This is a genomic window from Cellulosimicrobium sp. CUA-896 (assembly GCF_001942335.1).
In the GTDB taxonomy this organism is placed as follows: Bacteria; Actinomycetota; Actinomycetes; order Actinomycetales; family Cellulomonadaceae; genus Cellulosimicrobium.
Genome location: NZ_MKKH01000004.1, coordinates 25,569 through 41,666, shown reverse-complemented (window position 1 = coordinate 41,666; position 16,098 = coordinate 25,569). Strand labels below are relative to the sequence as shown.

16 protein-coding genes and 4 pseudogenes are annotated in these 16,098 nt (G+C 73.1%); 13 read left to right on the top strand and 7 right to left on the bottom strand.

The window, feature by feature from the left end; translation table 11 throughout:
- Positions 1 to 54 precede the first annotated feature (54 nt).
- Positions 55 to 885 carry an MFS transporter gene (locus tag BJF88_RS01600; RefSeq protein ID WP_075827497.1) on the top strand — a complete coding sequence of 277 codons (831 nt, stop codon included), beginning with the start codon at positions 55 to 57 and terminating at the stop codon, positions 883 to 885.
- Positions 783 to 1,250, top strand: a complete 468-nt coding sequence (locus BJF88_RS01595) for an MFS transporter (RefSeq protein ID WP_075827496.1) — start codon at positions 783 to 785, stop codon at positions 1,248 to 1,250. Before BJF88_RS01600 ends, BJF88_RS01595 begins: the two co-directional genes overlap by 103 nt.
- A 61-nt stretch (positions 1,251 to 1,311) precedes the next feature.
- On the opposite strand, the gene BJF88_RS01590 is transcribed toward BJF88_RS01595, so the two are convergent.
- From BJF88_RS01590 to BJF88_RS20870, 4 genes are all read right to left on the bottom strand, one after another.
- Positions 1,312 to 2,118: a creatininase family protein gene (locus BJF88_RS01590; RefSeq protein ID WP_075827495.1), complete on the bottom strand. Its 807-nt coding sequence runs from the start codon at positions 2,116 to 2,118 to the stop codon at positions 1,312 to 1,314.
- On the bottom strand, positions 2,115 to 2,588 hold the full coding sequence (locus tag BJF88_RS01585) for a cytidine deaminase (RefSeq protein ID WP_158068863.1): 474 nt from the start codon (positions 2,586 to 2,588) through the stop codon (positions 2,115 to 2,117). Before BJF88_RS01585 ends, BJF88_RS01590 begins: the two co-directional genes overlap by 4 nt.
- Positions 2,585 to 3,346 carry an amidohydrolase family protein gene (locus BJF88_RS01580; protein ID WP_075827494.1) on the bottom strand — a complete coding sequence of 254 codons (762 nt, stop codon included), beginning with the start codon at positions 3,344 to 3,346 and terminating at the stop codon, positions 2,585 to 2,587. The genes BJF88_RS01585 and BJF88_RS01580 overlap by 4 nt, the downstream gene beginning before the upstream one ends.
- A gap of 301 nt (positions 3,347 to 3,647) precedes the next feature.
- Positions 3,648 to 3,842, bottom strand: a complete 195-nt coding sequence (locus BJF88_RS20870) for a hypothetical protein (RefSeq protein WP_255371667.1) — start codon at positions 3,840 to 3,842, stop codon at positions 3,648 to 3,650.
- Between BJF88_RS20870 and BJF88_RS01575 the strand changes: the two genes are divergently transcribed.
- The 9 genes and pseudogenes from BJF88_RS01575 to BJF88_RS01555 all read left to right on the top strand — a co-directional run bounded on the left by BJF88_RS01575 (position 3,804) and on the right by BJF88_RS01555 (position 10,263).
- Complete coding sequence (locus BJF88_RS01575; protein ID WP_255371662.1) at positions 3,804 to 5,231, top strand: ABC transporter substrate-binding protein; 1,428 nt, start codon at positions 3,804 to 3,806, stop codon at positions 5,229 to 5,231. The genes BJF88_RS20870 and BJF88_RS01575 overlap by 39 nt on opposite strands.
- 51 nt (positions 5,232 to 5,282) lie before the next feature.
- Positions 5,283 to 5,591 carry a hypothetical protein gene (locus BJF88_RS20865; RefSeq protein WP_139315854.1) on the top strand — a complete coding sequence of 103 codons (309 nt, stop codon included), beginning with the start codon at positions 5,283 to 5,285 and terminating at the stop codon, positions 5,589 to 5,591.
- Positions 5,549 to 5,653: pseudogene (locus BJF88_RS22855) on the top strand (ABC transporter permease); the annotation flags it as partial. The gene BJF88_RS20865 and the pseudogene BJF88_RS22855, both read left to right, overlap by 43 nt.
- 116 nt (positions 5,654 to 5,769) lie before the next feature.
- Positions 5,770 to 6,360 carry an ABC transporter permease gene (locus BJF88_RS20860; RefSeq protein WP_139315853.1) on the top strand — a complete coding sequence of 197 codons (591 nt, stop codon included), beginning with the start codon at positions 5,770 to 5,772 and terminating at the stop codon, positions 6,358 to 6,360.
- The gene (locus tag BJF88_RS01565; RefSeq protein ID WP_083648773.1) at positions 6,353 to 7,771 is read left to right on the top strand and encodes an ABC transporter permease subunit; all 1,419 of its coding nucleotides are present in this window, start codon (positions 6,353 to 6,355) and stop codon (positions 7,769 to 7,771) included. Before BJF88_RS20860 ends, BJF88_RS01565 begins: the two co-directional genes overlap by 8 nt.
- On the top strand, positions 7,768 to 8,097 hold the full coding sequence (locus BJF88_RS20855; protein WP_158068862.1) for a hypothetical protein: 330 nt from the start codon (positions 7,768 to 7,770) through the stop codon (positions 8,095 to 8,097). Before BJF88_RS01565 ends, BJF88_RS20855 begins: the two co-directional genes overlap by 4 nt.
- Positions 8,094 to 8,678, top strand: a complete 585-nt coding sequence (locus BJF88_RS01560; protein ID WP_255371654.1) for an ATP-binding cassette domain-containing protein — start codon at positions 8,094 to 8,096, stop codon at positions 8,676 to 8,678. Before BJF88_RS20855 ends, BJF88_RS01560 begins: the two co-directional genes overlap by 4 nt.
- Complete coding sequence (locus tag BJF88_RS20850) at positions 8,618 to 8,890, top strand: hypothetical protein (RefSeq protein ID WP_255371653.1); 273 nt, start codon at positions 8,618 to 8,620, stop codon at positions 8,888 to 8,890. The genes BJF88_RS01560 and BJF88_RS20850 overlap by 61 nt, the downstream gene beginning before the upstream one ends.
- Before the next feature lie 59 nt (positions 8,891 to 8,949).
- Complete coding sequence (locus BJF88_RS01555) at positions 8,950 to 10,263, top strand: amidohydrolase family protein (protein ID WP_075827492.1); 1,314 nt, start codon at positions 8,950 to 8,952, stop codon at positions 10,261 to 10,263.
- 12 nt (positions 10,264 to 10,275) lie between these two features.
- On the opposite strand, the pseudogene BJF88_RS18730 reads toward BJF88_RS01555, so the two are convergent.
- The 3 pseudogenes from BJF88_RS18730 to hrpA form a co-directional block, all read right to left on the bottom strand.
- Positions 10,276 to 11,324, bottom strand: a pseudogene (locus BJF88_RS18730) (DUF3418 domain-containing protein).
- Positions 11,325 to 11,659: 335 nt separating this feature from the next.
- Positions 11,660 to 12,489 (bottom strand): annotated as a pseudogene (locus BJF88_RS22850) (DUF3418 domain-containing protein); the annotation flags it as partial.
- 159 nt (positions 12,490 to 12,648) lie between these two features.
- A pseudogene (gene hrpA, locus BJF88_RS19810) lies at positions 12,649 to 15,051 on the bottom strand (ATP-dependent RNA helicase HrpA); the annotation flags it as partial.
- A 218-nt stretch (positions 15,052 to 15,269) separates the two neighbouring features.
- Here hrpA and BJF88_RS01530 point away from each other — a divergent pair.
- Both BJF88_RS01530 and BJF88_RS01525 read left to right on the top strand, forming a co-directional pair.
- Entirely contained in the window at positions 15,270 to 15,524 is a 255-nt protein-coding gene (locus BJF88_RS01530) for an Arc family DNA-binding protein (RefSeq protein ID WP_075827536.1), read from the top strand.
- Position 15,525: 1 nt separating this feature from the next.
- On the top strand, positions 15,526 to 15,948 hold the full coding sequence (locus BJF88_RS01525; protein WP_075827490.1) for a type II toxin-antitoxin system VapC family toxin: 423 nt from the start codon (positions 15,526 to 15,528) through the stop codon (positions 15,946 to 15,948).
- The last annotated feature ends 150 nt before the right edge of the window (positions 15,949 to 16,098 follow it).

The window sequence follows — 16,098 nt, the reverse complement described above, 5'->3', positions numbered from 1 at the left end:
CACCGGATCCGAGGAGTGCCCGTGTCCCCCTGCCGAGCCCGTGGTACGCGTTCGATGGGGTTCTGGCTCGTCGTCCTGGCAGCGACGGCCAACTACACGGTCCTCGCCGCCACGGCACCGCTCATCGCGCGCGCCGCTCCGGACCTCCTGGGTGCGGACGAGTCCGCGTCCGGCGCCCTCGTCTCCGTCGCGAGCCTGACCGGTGCCCTCTGCATGACCCTCGTCGGCATGGCGGCAGGTCGGTTCGGGCCCCGGGCCGTCACGCTCGTGAGCGCCCTCGTCGCCGTCCTGGCGATCGGCGCGATGGTCGTGGTCTTCACGACGCCGAGCGTCGCGGCGGCCCGCGTGCTGTACGGCGTGGGCAACGCGGGGATCACGGTGGCCACGACGGCGTGGGTCTCCGCCACGTCGCCACCGGGGGAGCGCGGCCGCGCCTTCGGCTACTACGGGGTCAGCGTCTGGGTGGGGCTCGCGCTGGGTCCGTTGCTCGTCGAGAACGTGTACGCGTCGCGGGGCAACGTCGCCGCGTGGACGGTCCTGCTCGCGGTGCAGGCCGTCGTCCTGGTCGCGGCCTCGTCGGTCGCCGCGCCGCCGCGTACGCGCACCGTTCCGTCCCCCGCGGCGCAGGCCCCGCTCCCGCAGCGGCGTGGCGGCCGCGCGGGGCCGGTCCTGGCCGTGGTCGGTGCGCCCGCGCTCGTCGCGCTCACCGCGTGGGGCGCGCAGGGAGTGTTCACGACGTTCCTCGTGCAGCACCTCGAGTCGCGCGGCTGTCGTCGACGGGCGTGCTCGGGGCGTCGAGCATCTTCCTCGTCTTCGCGGCGAGCGTCGTCGCCGCGCGGTTCGCCCTCGGGTCGGTGCCGGACCGCCTCGGTGCCGTCCGGGTGACGGGCGCCGCCCTGGTCGTCGTCGCCGCGGGGCTCGCGGTCATGGCGTCAGCCTCGTCGTTCGGCGTGGCCGCGCTCGCGGCCGTCGTCCTCGGCGTCGGCTACGCGCCCCTCTACCCGTCGCTGACGCTCCTCAGCACGACCGCGCTGCCGGAGCGCGAGCGACCCACCGCGATCGGGGTGTTCTCGGCCGCGACGTCGCTGGGCATGGCGGCGGGCGCCGCCTGCGGAGGGGTGCTCATCGGGCTGTGGGGGTCGCCCGCGGCGCTCCTGTGCGTCGCGGCCGCGCAGCTCCTCGTCGTGCCCGTGCTCCGGCTCGCCCGGTCGCGGCCCCTCGTCCCGGCACCGGAGGGCGTCCGGGTCTGACGGCGGACGCGGACGGCGCCCCACGAGGGGCCGGCCCGTCCGGGTCGTGCCGACAGGTCGCTCAGCGGCTGCGTTCCGGCTCCGGCTCGCGCACCGCGGCCGCCAGGGCGCGCGCGTTGCGCTCGACGCAGCGGTCGAACTCGGCGCGGCCGTGCTCCGCGTTCGCGTCGGCGACGTCGTTGCCCCACACGCCCGTGTCGCTCACCTGGTCCATGCGGTAGTCCCAGAACGAGTCCACGTCGCGGTGGGAGACCGCGCGGTCCATCCGCACGAGGTCCGGACGCAGGTGCAGCATGACCGACGTCTCGAAGAAGTTCGCGTGCATGAGGCCGCGGCCGTACCGGACGTGGCCGTCCACCTCGGGGCCGGGGTACATGGTCACGTAGCCGACGGACCGGGCGCGCACGTCGTCATAGCGGGTGCGCAGGTTCTCGATCGACACGTCGAGCGCCCCGTTGTTCCAGATGTGCCCCGACATGAAGACGAACTGCCGCACGCCCGAGCGGTAGAGGGAGTCGGTGAGGTCGCCCATCACCGCCACGAGCGTCTCAGGGCGGACGGTGAGGGTGCCGGGGAAGTCGCCGTGCGACGCCGACACGCCGACCGAGACCGGCGGGACCACGGGGATGCCGGTGATCGCCGAGACGGCGGTCGCGACCGCGAGGTCGATCTCGGTGTCGACGTTCAGCGGCAGGTGCGGCCCGTGCTGCTCGATGGCGCCGACGGGGATGATGACCGCGCGGTGCTGCTCGACGACGGCCGGCACGGAGGGCCAGTCGAGCTCCTCCCAGAGGACCGGGCGGCCGGTTCCGCCGAGCTCGGCGGCCAGCGCGGGGACGTCGAGGCCGGTGGGGGGGAGTGCGGTCATGACTGAGGGTCCTTCCGGGGAGGGGCGAGGCGTGCGGTGCGCACGTGACGGAACGGGAGCAGGTCGGCGGCGGCGACCCGCTCGGTGGCTCCTCGCCGGGCCGCCCAGACCGCGGCGTCGGGGCAGTGGTCGGCAAGGATCTCGGCGCAGACGCCGCAGGGCTCGATGAGGTGCTCGGCGCCGTCGGGGCGACGCAGGACGGCCACCAGGCCGACGATCTCCTCGCCTGCGACGGCCGCGGCGGACAGGACCCCGGACTCCGCGCACACCGACGCGCGCCCCTGGCTGGCTTCGACGTGGAGTCCGGTGACGACCTGGCCGGAGGCCAGCCGTGCGGCGGCCGCGACCTCGTGGCGGCCGGCGGCGTACCGGCTGGCCAGGACGGAGCGCGCCGTCTCGAGGAGCTTCCGGTCGGCCGGAGGCATGGCCTGGACGGTCTCGGTCAGAGCCGGGCGTGCGGACGTCGTCACGCCCACCCCATGATCCGGGCCATGTTGCCGCCCTCGATCAGGGCGCGGTCGGCCTCGTCCGGCACGGCCTTCGCGATCTTCATGCGCTCGAGGTCGAAGTCGCTGCCGGGCCACTCGGAGCCCATGAGGATCTTCTCGGCGCCCAGCCGCGCGTACGCGCGCTTCACGTCCGCCATCAGGGTCGCGGACGTCTCCAGGTAGACGTTCTCCCGGCGCTCTGCGACGAGGATCGCCTCCGGCACGTTCCACACCGCGCCCATGTGCGCGATGATCGTCGTCACGGTCGGGTGGTCCTTGGCGATCTCCTCGATGGCGAGCGGCGCGCAGAACGCGTCGTCGAGCGCGTTGATGAGCACGGGGATGCCGAGCTCCGCGCACACCGCGAACACCGGGTCGAGCAGGCCGTGGTCGGCCACGTGGTACCCGTGCATGCTCGGGTGCAGCTTGAGGCCCACGAGGCCCGCGTCGACGAACCGGCGGATCTGGTCCTCGGCGTCGTCGTCCTGCGGCATGACCTGGCCGAACCCGAAGAGGCGGTCCGGGTGCGCCTGGACGAGCGAGGCGAGGAAGTCGTTCTCGATGCGCTGCGCGAGGGAGCACACCATCGCCTTGTCGACGCCCGCCGCGTCCATGCGGCCGAGGATCCGGCCCGCGTCGAACGGGGTGTAGGGCGGCGCGGGCTGCCCCGGGCGGACGCCCGTCAGGTAGTCGCTGCGCCCGCGGACGTCCTGGGTCGTGTTGTAGGCGTCGATGATCATCCGTGCTTCCTCCTGCGTCGCGGGTCGGTTCCCCACGACGGCGTGCCCGGACGTGGGTGTAATGGATCCAATCTAGACCATCGTCGGGTGGTGACTCCGCCGCCGTCGCCCCTCCAGTCCGTCGCGCCCTGATCTTCACCAGGGATCGAACGGGCGAAATAGCGCGCTTCCTGGGACTGCGGCACCTCTGTAACACGGTGGACACATTAGCGACTCGTTCGGGATACATGTGTCGTTAGATTGGATACACATTGCACGGCTCGCCGCTTCGGCGTCCGACGTCCGCGACCTCGTCCCTCTCTCACGGGAGCATCACCATGGCCAGGAAATCTCTCGTCGCCACCTCCGTGGCGGCCACGGCGGCCCTCGCGCTCGCCGCCTGCTCGTCCGGCACCGAGGCGGAGGGCGGCGCCGACACCGGTGGCCCGGCGGCCGCCGACACCCTCAACACCGTGCTCTGGTACGCGCCGTCGACGTTCGACCCGTCGGCGGCCACGAGCTCGCCCGACCTCACGGTGGCCCGCCTCGGCTTCGACACGCTGCTGCGCAAGGGCGACGACGGCGAGTACCTCGCGGTCTCGCCACGGACTGGGAGGCGACGTCCGCGTCGTCGTACGTCTTCACCGTGCGTGACGACGCGACGTGCTCGGACGGGACGCCCATCACCGCCCAGGTGGTCGCGGACTCGCTCGAGCACCTCGCCGCCTCCGACGGGACCAACACGCGGAGCCTGGCCTTCGGCGAGGGTGACCCGACGTTCACGGTCGACGAGGAGTCCGGCACGCTGACGATCGACCTCAGCGCGCCGTACTCCCAGCTCCTGGGCGGCGTCACGATCGAGGGAACGGGCATCATCTGCCCCGCGGGCCTCGCCGACCTCGACGGCCTGGCGACGGGCGACGTCGAAGGTGCCTTCTCCGGCCCCTACACGCTGACCGATCAGGTCGCCGGCGTGAGCGCCACGTACACGCTGCGCGACGACTACGACGCCTGGCCCGACTGGGAGCGTGTCGAGGGCACCCCCGCCACGACGATCAACATCACGGTCGAGTCCGACTCGAACACGAGCGCGAACCTGCTGGAGACGGGCGGCCTCGACGTCGCGCGCTTCTACGACGCGAACGCGACCCGCTTCACGGACAGCGACGAGTTCACCTACGTCACGGACAACAGCACCGCGAACACGCTCCTGTTCAACGAGGACCCGAGCTCGGTCTTCGCGGACTCCCAGGAGCTGCGGGCGGCGGCCGCGCAGGCGGTGTCCGCGACGGCGTTCAACGACGCCGCGCTGGACGGGCTCGGCAACCTCATGACCTCCGTCACCGACTCCGGCTTCGCCTGCGTCGCGACCGACGAGTCGCTCCTGCAGCCCTACGACCCCGAGGCGGCCTCCGAGGTGCTGAGCGGCACGACCGTGCGACTGCTCACGATGACCAACTGGGAGCCCGCGGTCGACTACGTCACCGAGGCCCTCTCCGCCGCGGGCGCCGACGTCGAGGTGACGTCCCTCGACGCGGCCGACTGGGCGCAGCAGCTGCGCACCGAGCCCACGACGTGGGACCTCACCGTCCGCGGTGAGACCAACTCCTCCGGCCTCGTCCACCAGGCGCTCCTGACGAAGATCGGCCCGTCGTTCGGCGAGGGCGGGACGAACTACACGAGCTCGGACAACGCCGAGGGCGAGGCCTTCCTCGAGGCGGCGCTGTCGACCGCCGACCCCGAGGAGCAGTGCGCCGACCTCGTCGCCGCGCAGGAGACGGTCCTGGAGCGCGTCGACGTGGCGCCGCTCGCGACCAGCACGCACTACATCATCGCTCGCGAGGGCATCAACACCTACGAGTTCTCGGGCTACTGGGACGTCTCCGCGCTGCGGATCGCTTCCTGACCCACCGCCCCTCCGGGCCGTCCGTGCCCGCCAGCTCCTGAAGGAGTCCTCATGACCACGCAGCTCGTCACGAGCTCCCCGGCTGGCGGCACGGGCGGCCCGACGGCCGCCGACGGCCCCGCGGGCACCGGGCCCGACGCGTCCGGCGGCCACCGCGCCGGCTCACGTACCACGCTGTGGCGCAGGTTCCTCGCGCGACGCCTCGTCGGCGTCGTCGTGAACATCGCCCTCCTGGTGGTGCTCACCTTCTTCATCGTCCAGCTCATCCCCGGGACCCCGCGACCGCGATCGCCGGGGAGAACGCGAGCCTCGCCCAGGTGGAGGAGGTCCGCCGGTCCCTCGGCCTCGACCAGCCCATGACGGCGCAGCTCGCCCAGTACGTCTCCGGCGTGCTGCAGGGCGACTTCGGGACGTCGTTCCGGTACGGGGTGCCCGCCACGGAGGTCGTCCTCAACGCGCTCCCGTACACGCTGAGCATCGCGGCCGCGGCGGTCGCGCTCGTCCTCGTGGTGGGACGTCCGCGGGCGTCGTCGTCGGGATCGCCACGCGCGGCGACCGCAACCGGTGGCTCGACCGGGCGTTCAACGTCGTCACCGGCTTCATGCAGGCCGTCCCGCCGTACCTGCAGGCCACGCTGCTCGTCCTCGTGTTCGCCGTGTGGCTCGCGCTCCTGCCACCGGCGTACACCCTCGCGTACGGGCCGGTCGAGTCGGCCGTCCTGCCCGTGCTCGCCCTCTCCGTCGGCGGCGTCTCGTCCGTGGCCAGGATCGTGCGCCGCGAGACGGCGGTCGCACAGGAGATGGACTTCATGCGGACCGCGCGGGGCTGGCGGCTCCCGCCGCTGCGCGCCTACGCCAAGCACCTCGTGCCGAACCTGCTCACCACGACCCTCACCCTGGCCGGGATCATCATGACCTCGATGCTCGGCTCGGCCCTCATCGTCGAGACCGTCTTCGCGTGGCCCGGCCTCGGAAGCACCGTCATCCAGGCCATCGCCGTCGACAAGGACTACCCGGTCATCCAGGCGTCGGTGTTCCTCATCGGCACGGTCTCGATCCTCATCACGCTGATCATCGACGTGGTCCTCGGCCTCATCGACCCCCGCACCCTGGGAGGCAAGCATGACTGACGCGACCACCGCGGCGCCGGCCGCCACGGCGACGCCCGTGGCGGCCGGCGGCGGCAAGCGCCGGTTCTCGTGGAACGGGACGCTCGTCGTCGGCCTCGTCATGTCCGGCGTCGTCGTGCTGGTCGCCGTGCTGGCCCCGTTGTTCCTCACCGACGAGGCGACCGCCCTCAGCTCGGACGCCGGCCTCGGCAGCGCGCCGGGCCACCCGCTCGGCACGGATTCCCTCGGCCGGGACATGCTCGCCCGGACGCTCGTGGCCACCCGCGTCACGGTGCTGATGGCGCTCGCGGCGACCGCGATCGCCGGCCTCGCGGGCATCGCGATCGGCGTCGGTGTCTGGCTGGCGCCACGCCGGGTGCGAGAGCTCGGCCTGCGCGCGATCGAGTTCGCCGTCTCGTACCCCACGCTCCTCGTCGCGATCATGATCGCGGCGATCCTCGGGCAGTCCGCCACGACGGTCGTGATCGCCATCGGCATCGCCAACGTCGCCGGGTTCGCCCGTCTCACGGCGAACCTCGCGGCCGGTCTGTCGCAACGCGACTTCGTCTCGCAGGCGCGGCTCGTCGGCGTCCCCGCGCACCGCCTCGCGCTGCGCCACGTCCTGCCCAACATGGCCGAGCCGATGCTCATCCTCCTGACGCAGACGCTCGCAGGTGCGCTCGTGGAGATCTCCGGCCTGTCCTTCGTGGGCCTGGGCTCGCAGAACCCGTCCTTCGACTTCGGCACCCTCCTGCAGGACGGGCTGGGCAGACTCATGGTCAACCCCGTGCTGGTCGTCGGGCCGGCGTTCGCCCTGTTCTTCACATCGCTCGCGGCGCTGTTCGTGGGCGACGGGCTGGCGGCCGCCGCCAACCCGCGGTCCGTCGGCACTCGGGCGCGGCTCCTGCGCGCCGGACGCGGTGACGCGACGAGCGCCCCGACGCGCCGGCTCCTCACCGCCGAGCACGTCACCGTCACGCACGCCCGCAGCGGCCGCGAGCTGGTGCGCGACGTCTCCCTCCACATCGACCGCGGCGAGATCCTCGGCATCGTGGGCGAGTCGGGGTCGGGCAAGTCGTTGACGGCGTCGGTCGTCTCGCGCCTCGTGCCCGAAGGGCTGCACGCCACCGCAGGTCGTCTCACCCTCGGCGAGACCGACCTGCTCGGCAAGGTCCCCCCCACCGAGCTGGCGACCCGGATCGGCCTAGTCTACCAGGACCCCGGGACGTCCCTCAACCCGGCGCTCACGCTGGGATCGCAGTTCTCGGACGTGCTCGTCGCGCACCGCGGGATGTCCCGTCGCGCGGCGCGCGCGCGAATCGCCGCAGGGTTCCGCAGCGTCCTGCTGCTCGACCCGGAGGGCCGGCTGCGCCAGCACCCCCACGAGCTCTCCGGGGGCATGAAGCAGCGCGCCATGATCTCGTCGCGATGAGCACCGAGCCCGACCTGCTCATCGCCGACGAGCCGACCACGGCGCTCGACGTCACGGTCCAGCGCGAGGTGCTGGCCATCGTCAAGCGCATGAACGCCCAGGCCGGCACCGCCGTCCTGTTCATCTCGCACGACATCGGCGTGGTCCGCCGCCTGTGCGACCGGGTGCTCGTCATGAAGGACGGCGAGGTCGTCGAGGAGATCACCTCCACCGAGCGGCTCACCGTCGACACCGTGCAGCACCCGTACACGAAGCAGCTGCTGGCCGCGACGCCGTCCGTCGACGTCCGCCCGGCCACCGTGTCCCAGGAGGGGAGTCGGTCATGAGCGACACGATCGTCAACGTCGAGGGCCTGAACGTCTCGTTCGGGTCGGCGCACGTGCTCAAGGACGTCTCGCTGTCCGTCGACCGCTCGCGGACCGTCGGCGTGGTCGGTGAGTCCGGGTCCGGGAAGTCGACGCTCGCCAAGGCGATGGTGGGCCTCGTGCGCCCGTCGTCCGGGCAGGTCTGGGTCGACGGCATCGACGTCGCCACGGCGAGCCGTCGCGAGCTGGCCGCCTACCGCCGCCGTGTCCAGATGATCCCTCAGGACCCGTTCTCGTCGCTCTCGCCCCGCCAGACCGTCGGGCAGGCGCTCGCGGAGGCCGTCGACCCGCGTCGCGCACGGGTCGGTCGGCACCGCGACCTCATCGCGCACTGGCTGGAGCAGGTGGGTCTGCCGGCGGACGCCATGCACCGCTACCCGTACGAGTTCTCGGGCGGTCAGCGCCAGCGCGTCGCCATCGCCCGTGGCCTCGTCATCGAGCCGTCCCTCGTCATCGCCGACGAGATCACGTCGCGCTCGACGTGTCCGTCCAGGCCCAGATCCTCGAGCTCCTCGCGGAGATCAAGCAGTCGCTCGGCGTGACCATGCTCTTCATCTCGCACAACCTCGCCGTCGTGCAGCGGGTCAGCGACGACGTCGTGGTGCTCTACCGCGGTGTCGTCGTCGAGTCCGGGCCCGCCCGCGACGTGTTCGCCGACCCCCAGCACTGGTACACGCGGGCGCTCCTGAGCGCCGACCCGGGGTCCCCCGACTTCTCGCTCGACATCGACCCCGTCGCCCCCGTACCCGCCTGACAGGAGCCCACTGTGACCCGTCGCCCCGCCCTGCGCCGTCCGCTCGCCGGATCCGTCCGATGACCGGCGCACGCCTGCCCCGTACCCCGGCCGGCCGAGGACGCACCCGCATCGTCGGGGCCACCCTCCTCGACGGGACACTCGTCCCGCCGGTCCCGGACGCCGAGGTGGAGATCGTCGACGGGCACATCGGCTACGTCGGTCCGCGGCGAGGCGAGTCGGCCGACGGCACCGCTGCGGGTGGCACCGCGGACGACGTCACCGTCGTCGACGCCCGGGGCCACCACCTCATGCCGGGGTTCTTCGACCTGCACATCCACGCGTGCATGCCCAACGACGTCGGCCCGGAGGTCGTCAAGGACTGGTTCCCCGAGGAGGAGGCCTTCTCGACGGCTCGCTCCCTGCGGCAGACGCTCGACGCGGGGGTCACCACGGCGCGCGACCTGAGCGGTCTCACCCCGGGGTTCCGCAACGCCGTGGCCGCGGGCCACATCGACGGGCCGCGTTTGCACCTGGCGATCGCGCTCCTGTCACCCACGGGCGGGCATGGCGACCCCGTCGCGCCCAACGGCTCGCTGCCCGTCTACGCGCAGCGAGCGACGACGCCGGGCTGGCGGGTTGTGGACACCGCGGACGACGTCCTGCGCACCGTGCGCCGGCTCGACCGGATCGGGGCCGACGTCATCAAGGTCTGCACCAGCGGCGGGCTGAGCACCCCTGGCGACGCACCGACCGACCTCGGGGTGCCCGAGGAGCACGTCGCGCTCATCGTCGAGGAGATGAAGCGGCGCCGGTCCCAGCCCGTCACGGCGCACGCCCAGAGCGAGCAGGGCATCCGCGAGGCGGTGCGCGGCGGCGCCGCCAGCATCGAGCACGGGTACGGCCTCACGGACGACCTCATCGAGGAGATGCTCGGGCGGGGCACCACGCTCGTCCCGACGCTGTCCGCGCTGAACCGCATCCCGCAGGCAGGGCGTGCCACGCAAGAGGCGATCGACCGCAAGCTGTGGTGGCGTGACACCGGGATGCGCGCCGTCGCACGGGCCGTCGAGGCGGGGGTGCCGATCGCGCTCGGCACCGACGCCGGCATCGTCCCGCACGGGACCAACCTCGACGAGCTGCGCCTGCTGGTCGACGTGGGCATGAGCCCGCTGGGGGCGATCCATGCCGGCACGCTCGTCAGCGCACGTACCACCGGGCTCGCGGACCACCTCGGGTCCGTGGAGACCGGCAAGCTCGCGGACCTCGTCCTGACGAGGGCCGACCCGCTGTCGGCGATCGCGACGTTCGGCGACGCGAGCACGGTCCGGGCGGTGTGGCAGTCCGGCCGCGTCGTGAAGGACCTCGACGGGATCGCGTCCCCGGCGCGGTAGCGAGCGGCTCCGTCACCACCCGCCGGGCGTGAGGATCTTGCGGATCCGCTTCTCGCTCACCGGCCCGTCCGTCCCGAGCTGCTGCGCGAACAGCGACACCCGCAGCTCCTCGATCAGCCAGCGCACCTCGGCGAGCTCGCCGGCGCGCACCGGGTCCGCGGGCCCGGACGCGTATGCCGCCCGTGCACGGCCGTACGCCTCCTCGACGTCGTGCACGCGCCACGCGATCTCGGCGTCGCGGTTCGGGTTCGACTGCGCCTTGTCCAGCCGGTACGACGCCGCGCGCAGGTACCGCGTCAGGTGCGGCAGGCGCGCCGCGGCGTCGCGGACACGAACCCGTCGTGCACGAGCGCCGCCACCTGGTCACGCACGTCCGTCAGCGTGTTGAGCAGCGCGAGGCTGTTCGACGCGCGGATCTCGCCGTCGAGCGTGCGCGCCGCCGTGAGCGCCGCGACCACGTGGCCGACGACCGCGTGCACCTGGTCCTCCAGCCGCTGCCGCACGAACGACCGCGCTGCGTCGTACGCCGCCGCGTCCCGCACCGCGGCGGCGTCCGGCTGGGGACAGTAGGCACCGCTCCCGCCGCTCGTCAGCGCGATCACCGCCGCGAGCTGCACGTCCGCGACGAGCGACTCCGTGCTCCGATACGGGCTGGCGGCCAGCGTCAGCGCCTGCGTCCCGGTCCAGCGGCTCGTGATCCGCCCACCCTGCAGCGCCGTCTCCCCGAGCAGCAGCCGTCGCACACCCCGCGCGTGCTCCCGGGCCTGCGCCGCGGCGTCGGCGAGCACCCGCAGCGCCACCGTCGGCCGGCCCTTCGCGTCCGGCTCCTCCACGAGCGCCGGGTACCCCCGCACGACCACCCCGGCCCCGACGTCCGTCGACACCGCCTCGGGGATCACCCCGCCCGGCACGTCCGGCCACGTCGTGAGCCCGGTCTGCTCGGCGACGAGCGTCGCGGTCGGGTCGGACGCCGTGGTCGGGTTCGCGGCGGCTGCCCCCGAGGTGCTCGGGCTACCATCCGGAGCCCTCGTTCCTCGGGCTCCTCCCGCCAGGCCCGCCACGCCCTTCGCATCCTCGGGCGCAGCCGCCGCTCCGCGGCCACGTCGCCCGGGCGACCCGGTCGCCTGAGGTGACGTGCCGCCGTCGGACCCGTCGCGTGCCGCGCCGGAAGGTGAGCCGGACGCGAGGGGGAGGGGCGGCCGTCGGATGCGAAGGACGTGGCGGGCCTGGCGGGAGCGCCGCGAGGGACGAGCGGCGCGGATGGAGTCCGAGCACCGACGGCCGTCCCTTCCCCGGAGCCCGCCCCGGACGCCTCACGCAACGCCGCACCCACGGCGCCCTTGACCGCAGCGCGGACCGCCGCCTGGTTCTGGGCGGCGAGGCGGCGCTGCAGGGCGAGGAGGTCCTTCGACTCGTCGAGCACGACCTCGCCGCCGCGTCGGGGGTCGACCACGCGGAACGTCATGCGCAGGTGCGCCGGGAGGCGAGCCGCCTGCTCGGGGCCCCAGGCGTCGTCCGGGATGATCACGTCGCGCAGGGCCCGGACGGCGCGCGTGAACGCGACGGGGAAGGGCTCGGCCATGTCGCCGGCGCGGGCCATGTCCTCCCAGGCGGGCGTGTGCTCGCGCAGCCAGGCGACGACGTCGCGGGCGACGTCGGGCGCGGGGACGAGCTGGACGCGGACCGGCTTGGGCAGCGAGCGGATCGTCGCGGTCGCGAGCTCGTCGAGCAGGCCCGGGACCATCCAGTCGAACCCGTCGGGCGTGACACGGTTGAGCACGGAGATGGGGACGTGGACGGTGACGCCGTCGGCCTCGGTGCCGGGTTGGAACTGGTACGTCAGCGGGAGGGTGAGATCGCCTGGGGCCACGACTCGGGGAACTGCGACGTGTCGACCTGGTCGGCGTCCGGCACGAGCTGCTCGAGCGTGAAGGTGAGCAGGTCGGGGTCGCGGCGGCGCGCCGACTTCCACCAGCGGTCGAAGTGCGCCGCCGAGACGACGTCGTCGGGGACGCGCTCGTCGTAGAAGTCGAACAGGACGTCGTCGTCGACGACGAGGCCGCGCTGCCGCGACCGCGCCTCCAGCTCCTCCGCCTCCTGCAGGAGCTTGCGGTTGTCGTGGAAGAACCGGTGGTGCGTCGTCCACTCGCCCTGCACGAGCGCGTGCCGCACGAACATCTCGCGCGCCGCCTCCGGGTCGACCTTCGCGTACAGCACCTTGCGGTCCGCGACGATCGGCACGCCGTACAGCAGCACCTTCTCGCGCGCGATCGCCGCGCCCTGCTTCGTCGACCAGTGCGGGTCGGAGTACGTGCGCCGCGCGAGGTCGCCCGCGAGCTCCTCCGCCCACTCCGGCTGGATGCGCGCGACGTCGCGCGCCCACAAGCGCGACGTCTCGACCAGCTCGCCCGCCATGATCCACGCCGGCGGCTTCTTGCTCAGCGGCGACCCGGGGAAGATCGCGAACCGTGCGCCCCGGGCGCCCGTGTACTCGTTGCGCGCCTGCTTCTGCGCCCGGCGCAGCGCCTTCGCGCGCGCCTCGCCCTTCAGGTGCGCCACCGACGACGCCTTGACGTCGCCCGTGTCCTGCATCCCGATCTGCGACAGCAGGCCGGCGAGGAGCGCGCGATGGATCGTGTCGCCGTCCCAGGCGCGCTTGTACGCGGTGCTCGGGTCGGTCGTGGTCGTGGTCGTGGTCGTGGTCGGGTCCGCAGCCGGTGCGCCGCCGCTGCTCGGGCTGGCCGCGCCGTCACCTCGAGCGTTCGGGCGTGCGTCTCCGCGCGCGGCTTCTACGCCCTTCGCATCCGACGTCGCACCGTCCGCTCGCCCGTCCTGTCGCCCGGGTGAGCCGCCCGCCGTACCCGAGCCTCCCGAACGGCCCGATCGCGGGCGGTACGACATGTCGATGCCGAGGGGCTTGGACATCTCGCGGAGCTGGGCGACGACGTCCTGCCACTCGCGGATGCGCAGGAAGTTGAGGTACTCGGCCTTGCAGAGGCGGCGGAAGGCCGAGGACGAGAGGTCGTGCTGCTGCTCACGGACGTACTCCCAGACGTTGAGGTACGTGAGGAAGTCGGAGCGGGGGTCGGTGAAGCGGGCGTGGAGCTGGTCGGCCTGGGCGCGCTGCTCGGCCGGGCGCTCGCGCGGGTCCTGGATGGACATGACGGCGGCGATGATCGCGACCTCGCGTGCGACGCCGAGCCGCGAACCCTCGAAGATCATGCGGGCGAGGCGCGGGTCCATGGGGAGCTGCGCGAGGACACGGCCGACCTCGGTGAGACGAGTGGTCTGCTGCGCGCCGTCGGCCGCCGCAACGGTCTCGAGGGCGCCGAGCTCGGTGAGGAGCTGGACGCCGTCGCGCACGGCGCGCGTGTCCGGGGGCTCGACGAACGGGAAGCGTGCGACGTCGTCCGGGGTGTCGACGACGCCCACGGAGATCATCTGCAGCAGCACCGACGCGAGCGAGGTGCGCAGGATCTCCGGCTCGGTGAACTCCGGGCGGGACAGGAAGTCGTCCTCGGAGTACAGGCGGATCGCGATGCCGTCGGCGACGCGGCCCGAGCGGCCCGAGCGCTGGTTCGCGCTCGCCTGCGAGACGGGCTCGATGGGCAGGCGCTGCACCTTCGTTGCCTTGGAGTAGCGCGAGATGCGGGCGGTGCCGGGGTCGACGACGTAGTGGATGCCGGGGACCGTGAGCGACGTCTCGGCGACGTTCGTCGCGAGGACGATGCGGCGCGCGCCGTGCGCCTGGAACACGCGGTGCTGCTCCGCCGACGACAGGCGCGCGTACAGCGGCAGGATCTCGACGCGCTGCGGGTGCTTCGGGTCGCGCACGCGGTCGGCGAGGTGACCCTCGAGCGCGTCGGCGGCGTCGTGGATCTCGCGCTCGCCGGACAGGAACACGAGGATGTCGCCCGTGCCCTCGCGCATCAGCTCGTCGCACGCGTCGACGATGCCGGTGACGAGGTCCTTCTCCTCCGACCGGGAGTCGCGCGGCGTGCTCGACCTCCCGGCTCCCGCTCGTCCCTCGCGGTCGCCCGCCGGTCCCGCCACGGTCTTCACATCGCCGCGCGGCTCCCGGTCGGGCGAGAGCGGGCGGTAGCGGATCTCGACGGGGTACGTGCGGCCGGAGACCTCGACGACGGGCGCGGCGTCGGGCAAGGCCTCAACCACGTAGTCCGGGGCGCCACCGAGCTCGGCGAGGTGCGCGGGGGAGAAGTGCGCGGCGAACCGCTCGGAGTCGATCGTCGCCGACGTGATGACGAGCTTGAGGTCCGGACGCTGCGGCAGGAGGCGCGCGAGGTAGCCGAGCAGGAAGTCGATGTTCAGCGACCGCTCGTGCGCCTCGTCGATGACGATCGTGTCGTACGCGAGGAGCTGCGGGTCGCGCTGGATCTGCGCGAGCAGGATGCCGTCCGTCATGACCTTGACGAGCGTGTCCTCGCTCGAGGTGTCGGTGAACCGGACCTGGTAGCCGACGACGCCCCCCGGCTCCGTCCCGAGCTCTTCGGCGATGCGTTCCGCGACCGTGCGGGCTGCGATACGGCGGGGCTGCGTGTGGCCGATCTGGCCGGCGCGACCGCGACCTAGGTCGAGCAGGATCTTCGGCAGCTGCGTCGTCTTGCCCGAACCCGTCTCGCCCGCGACGACCACGACCTGGTGGTCGCGGATCGCGGCGGCGATGTCGTCGCGCCGCGCGGAGACGGGGAGCTGCTCCGGGTACGTGATCGGCGGGACGGTCACCGTCGCACGCGCCTCCGCCGCCCGCTCCAGCTGGGCCCGCGACACCTGCCGGGTGCCCGACGTCGTCCGCTCGCCCCGGCCGCGTCGGTTGCCGCGGCGACGGCGGGGCGGGCGCTCGTCACGCTGGGTCGGCTGGGGCTCTGCACTCACGACCACCCATTCTCTCAACCCGTCGCAAACGCATATCGCCGTCCGGCTTCGCCGAGCGAGAACGCGTCCTGAGTGCTGTCATAGTGCTAGCATCGCGGAAGGAGGTGATCGGCGTGGCGACGTTGACGATCCGTGGTGTGGACGACCAGGTGCGAGACCGGCTGCGTGAGCGCGCGGCCGCGCACGGCCGCTCGATGGAGGCAGAGGTGCGAGCCATCCTCACGCTCGCGGCGACGTCGACGAGCCCGGTCGAGCGCGGGCTGGGGTCGTGGCTGGCCGAGCAGCTCGACGGCGTCGCTGACGACGAGCCGGGGATCTTCGACGTCCGGCGCGGCGACGTCCCGCGCGCGGCACGGCTCGAGGCGTGAGGTGATCGTCCTCGACACGAACGTCATCTCCGAGGTGGCGCGGCGTGCACCCGAGCCGACCGTGGTGCGCTGGCTCGACGGTCAGCACGCCGCGGACCTGTACCTGACGGCCGTGACGGTGGCCGAGTTGTCCTACGGCGTCGCCCGGCTGCCGGCGGGCGCACGCCGTGACGACGTGGTGGCGCGGGTCGAGCGCGTCCTCGACGCGCTGGCCCCGCGTGTCCTCGCCCTCGACGTCGCGGCTGCGCAGGCGTTCGGAGCGGTCGCGGCGGCGCGCGACCGTGCCGGGTGGCCGATCGGCACCGCCGACGGGCAGATCGCCGCCCTCTGCCTAATGCACGGTGCGACGCTCGCGACGCGCAACGGGCGGGACTTCGTCGGCACCGGCGTGGACGTCGTCGATCCCTGGAAAGCCCGGCCCTGAAGTCCCATGAACCTCCCGTCCCGCATCAAGGGCGAGCCACTGCCGGCAGAGTTCCGGTTCGAGACGGGATCGGGTGCGACCGCGCTGCTACGACCGCCGTGCGCGGCGTGGGGTTCGACGCGCTCGATCTGGCCGCGGTCGAGGAGGAAC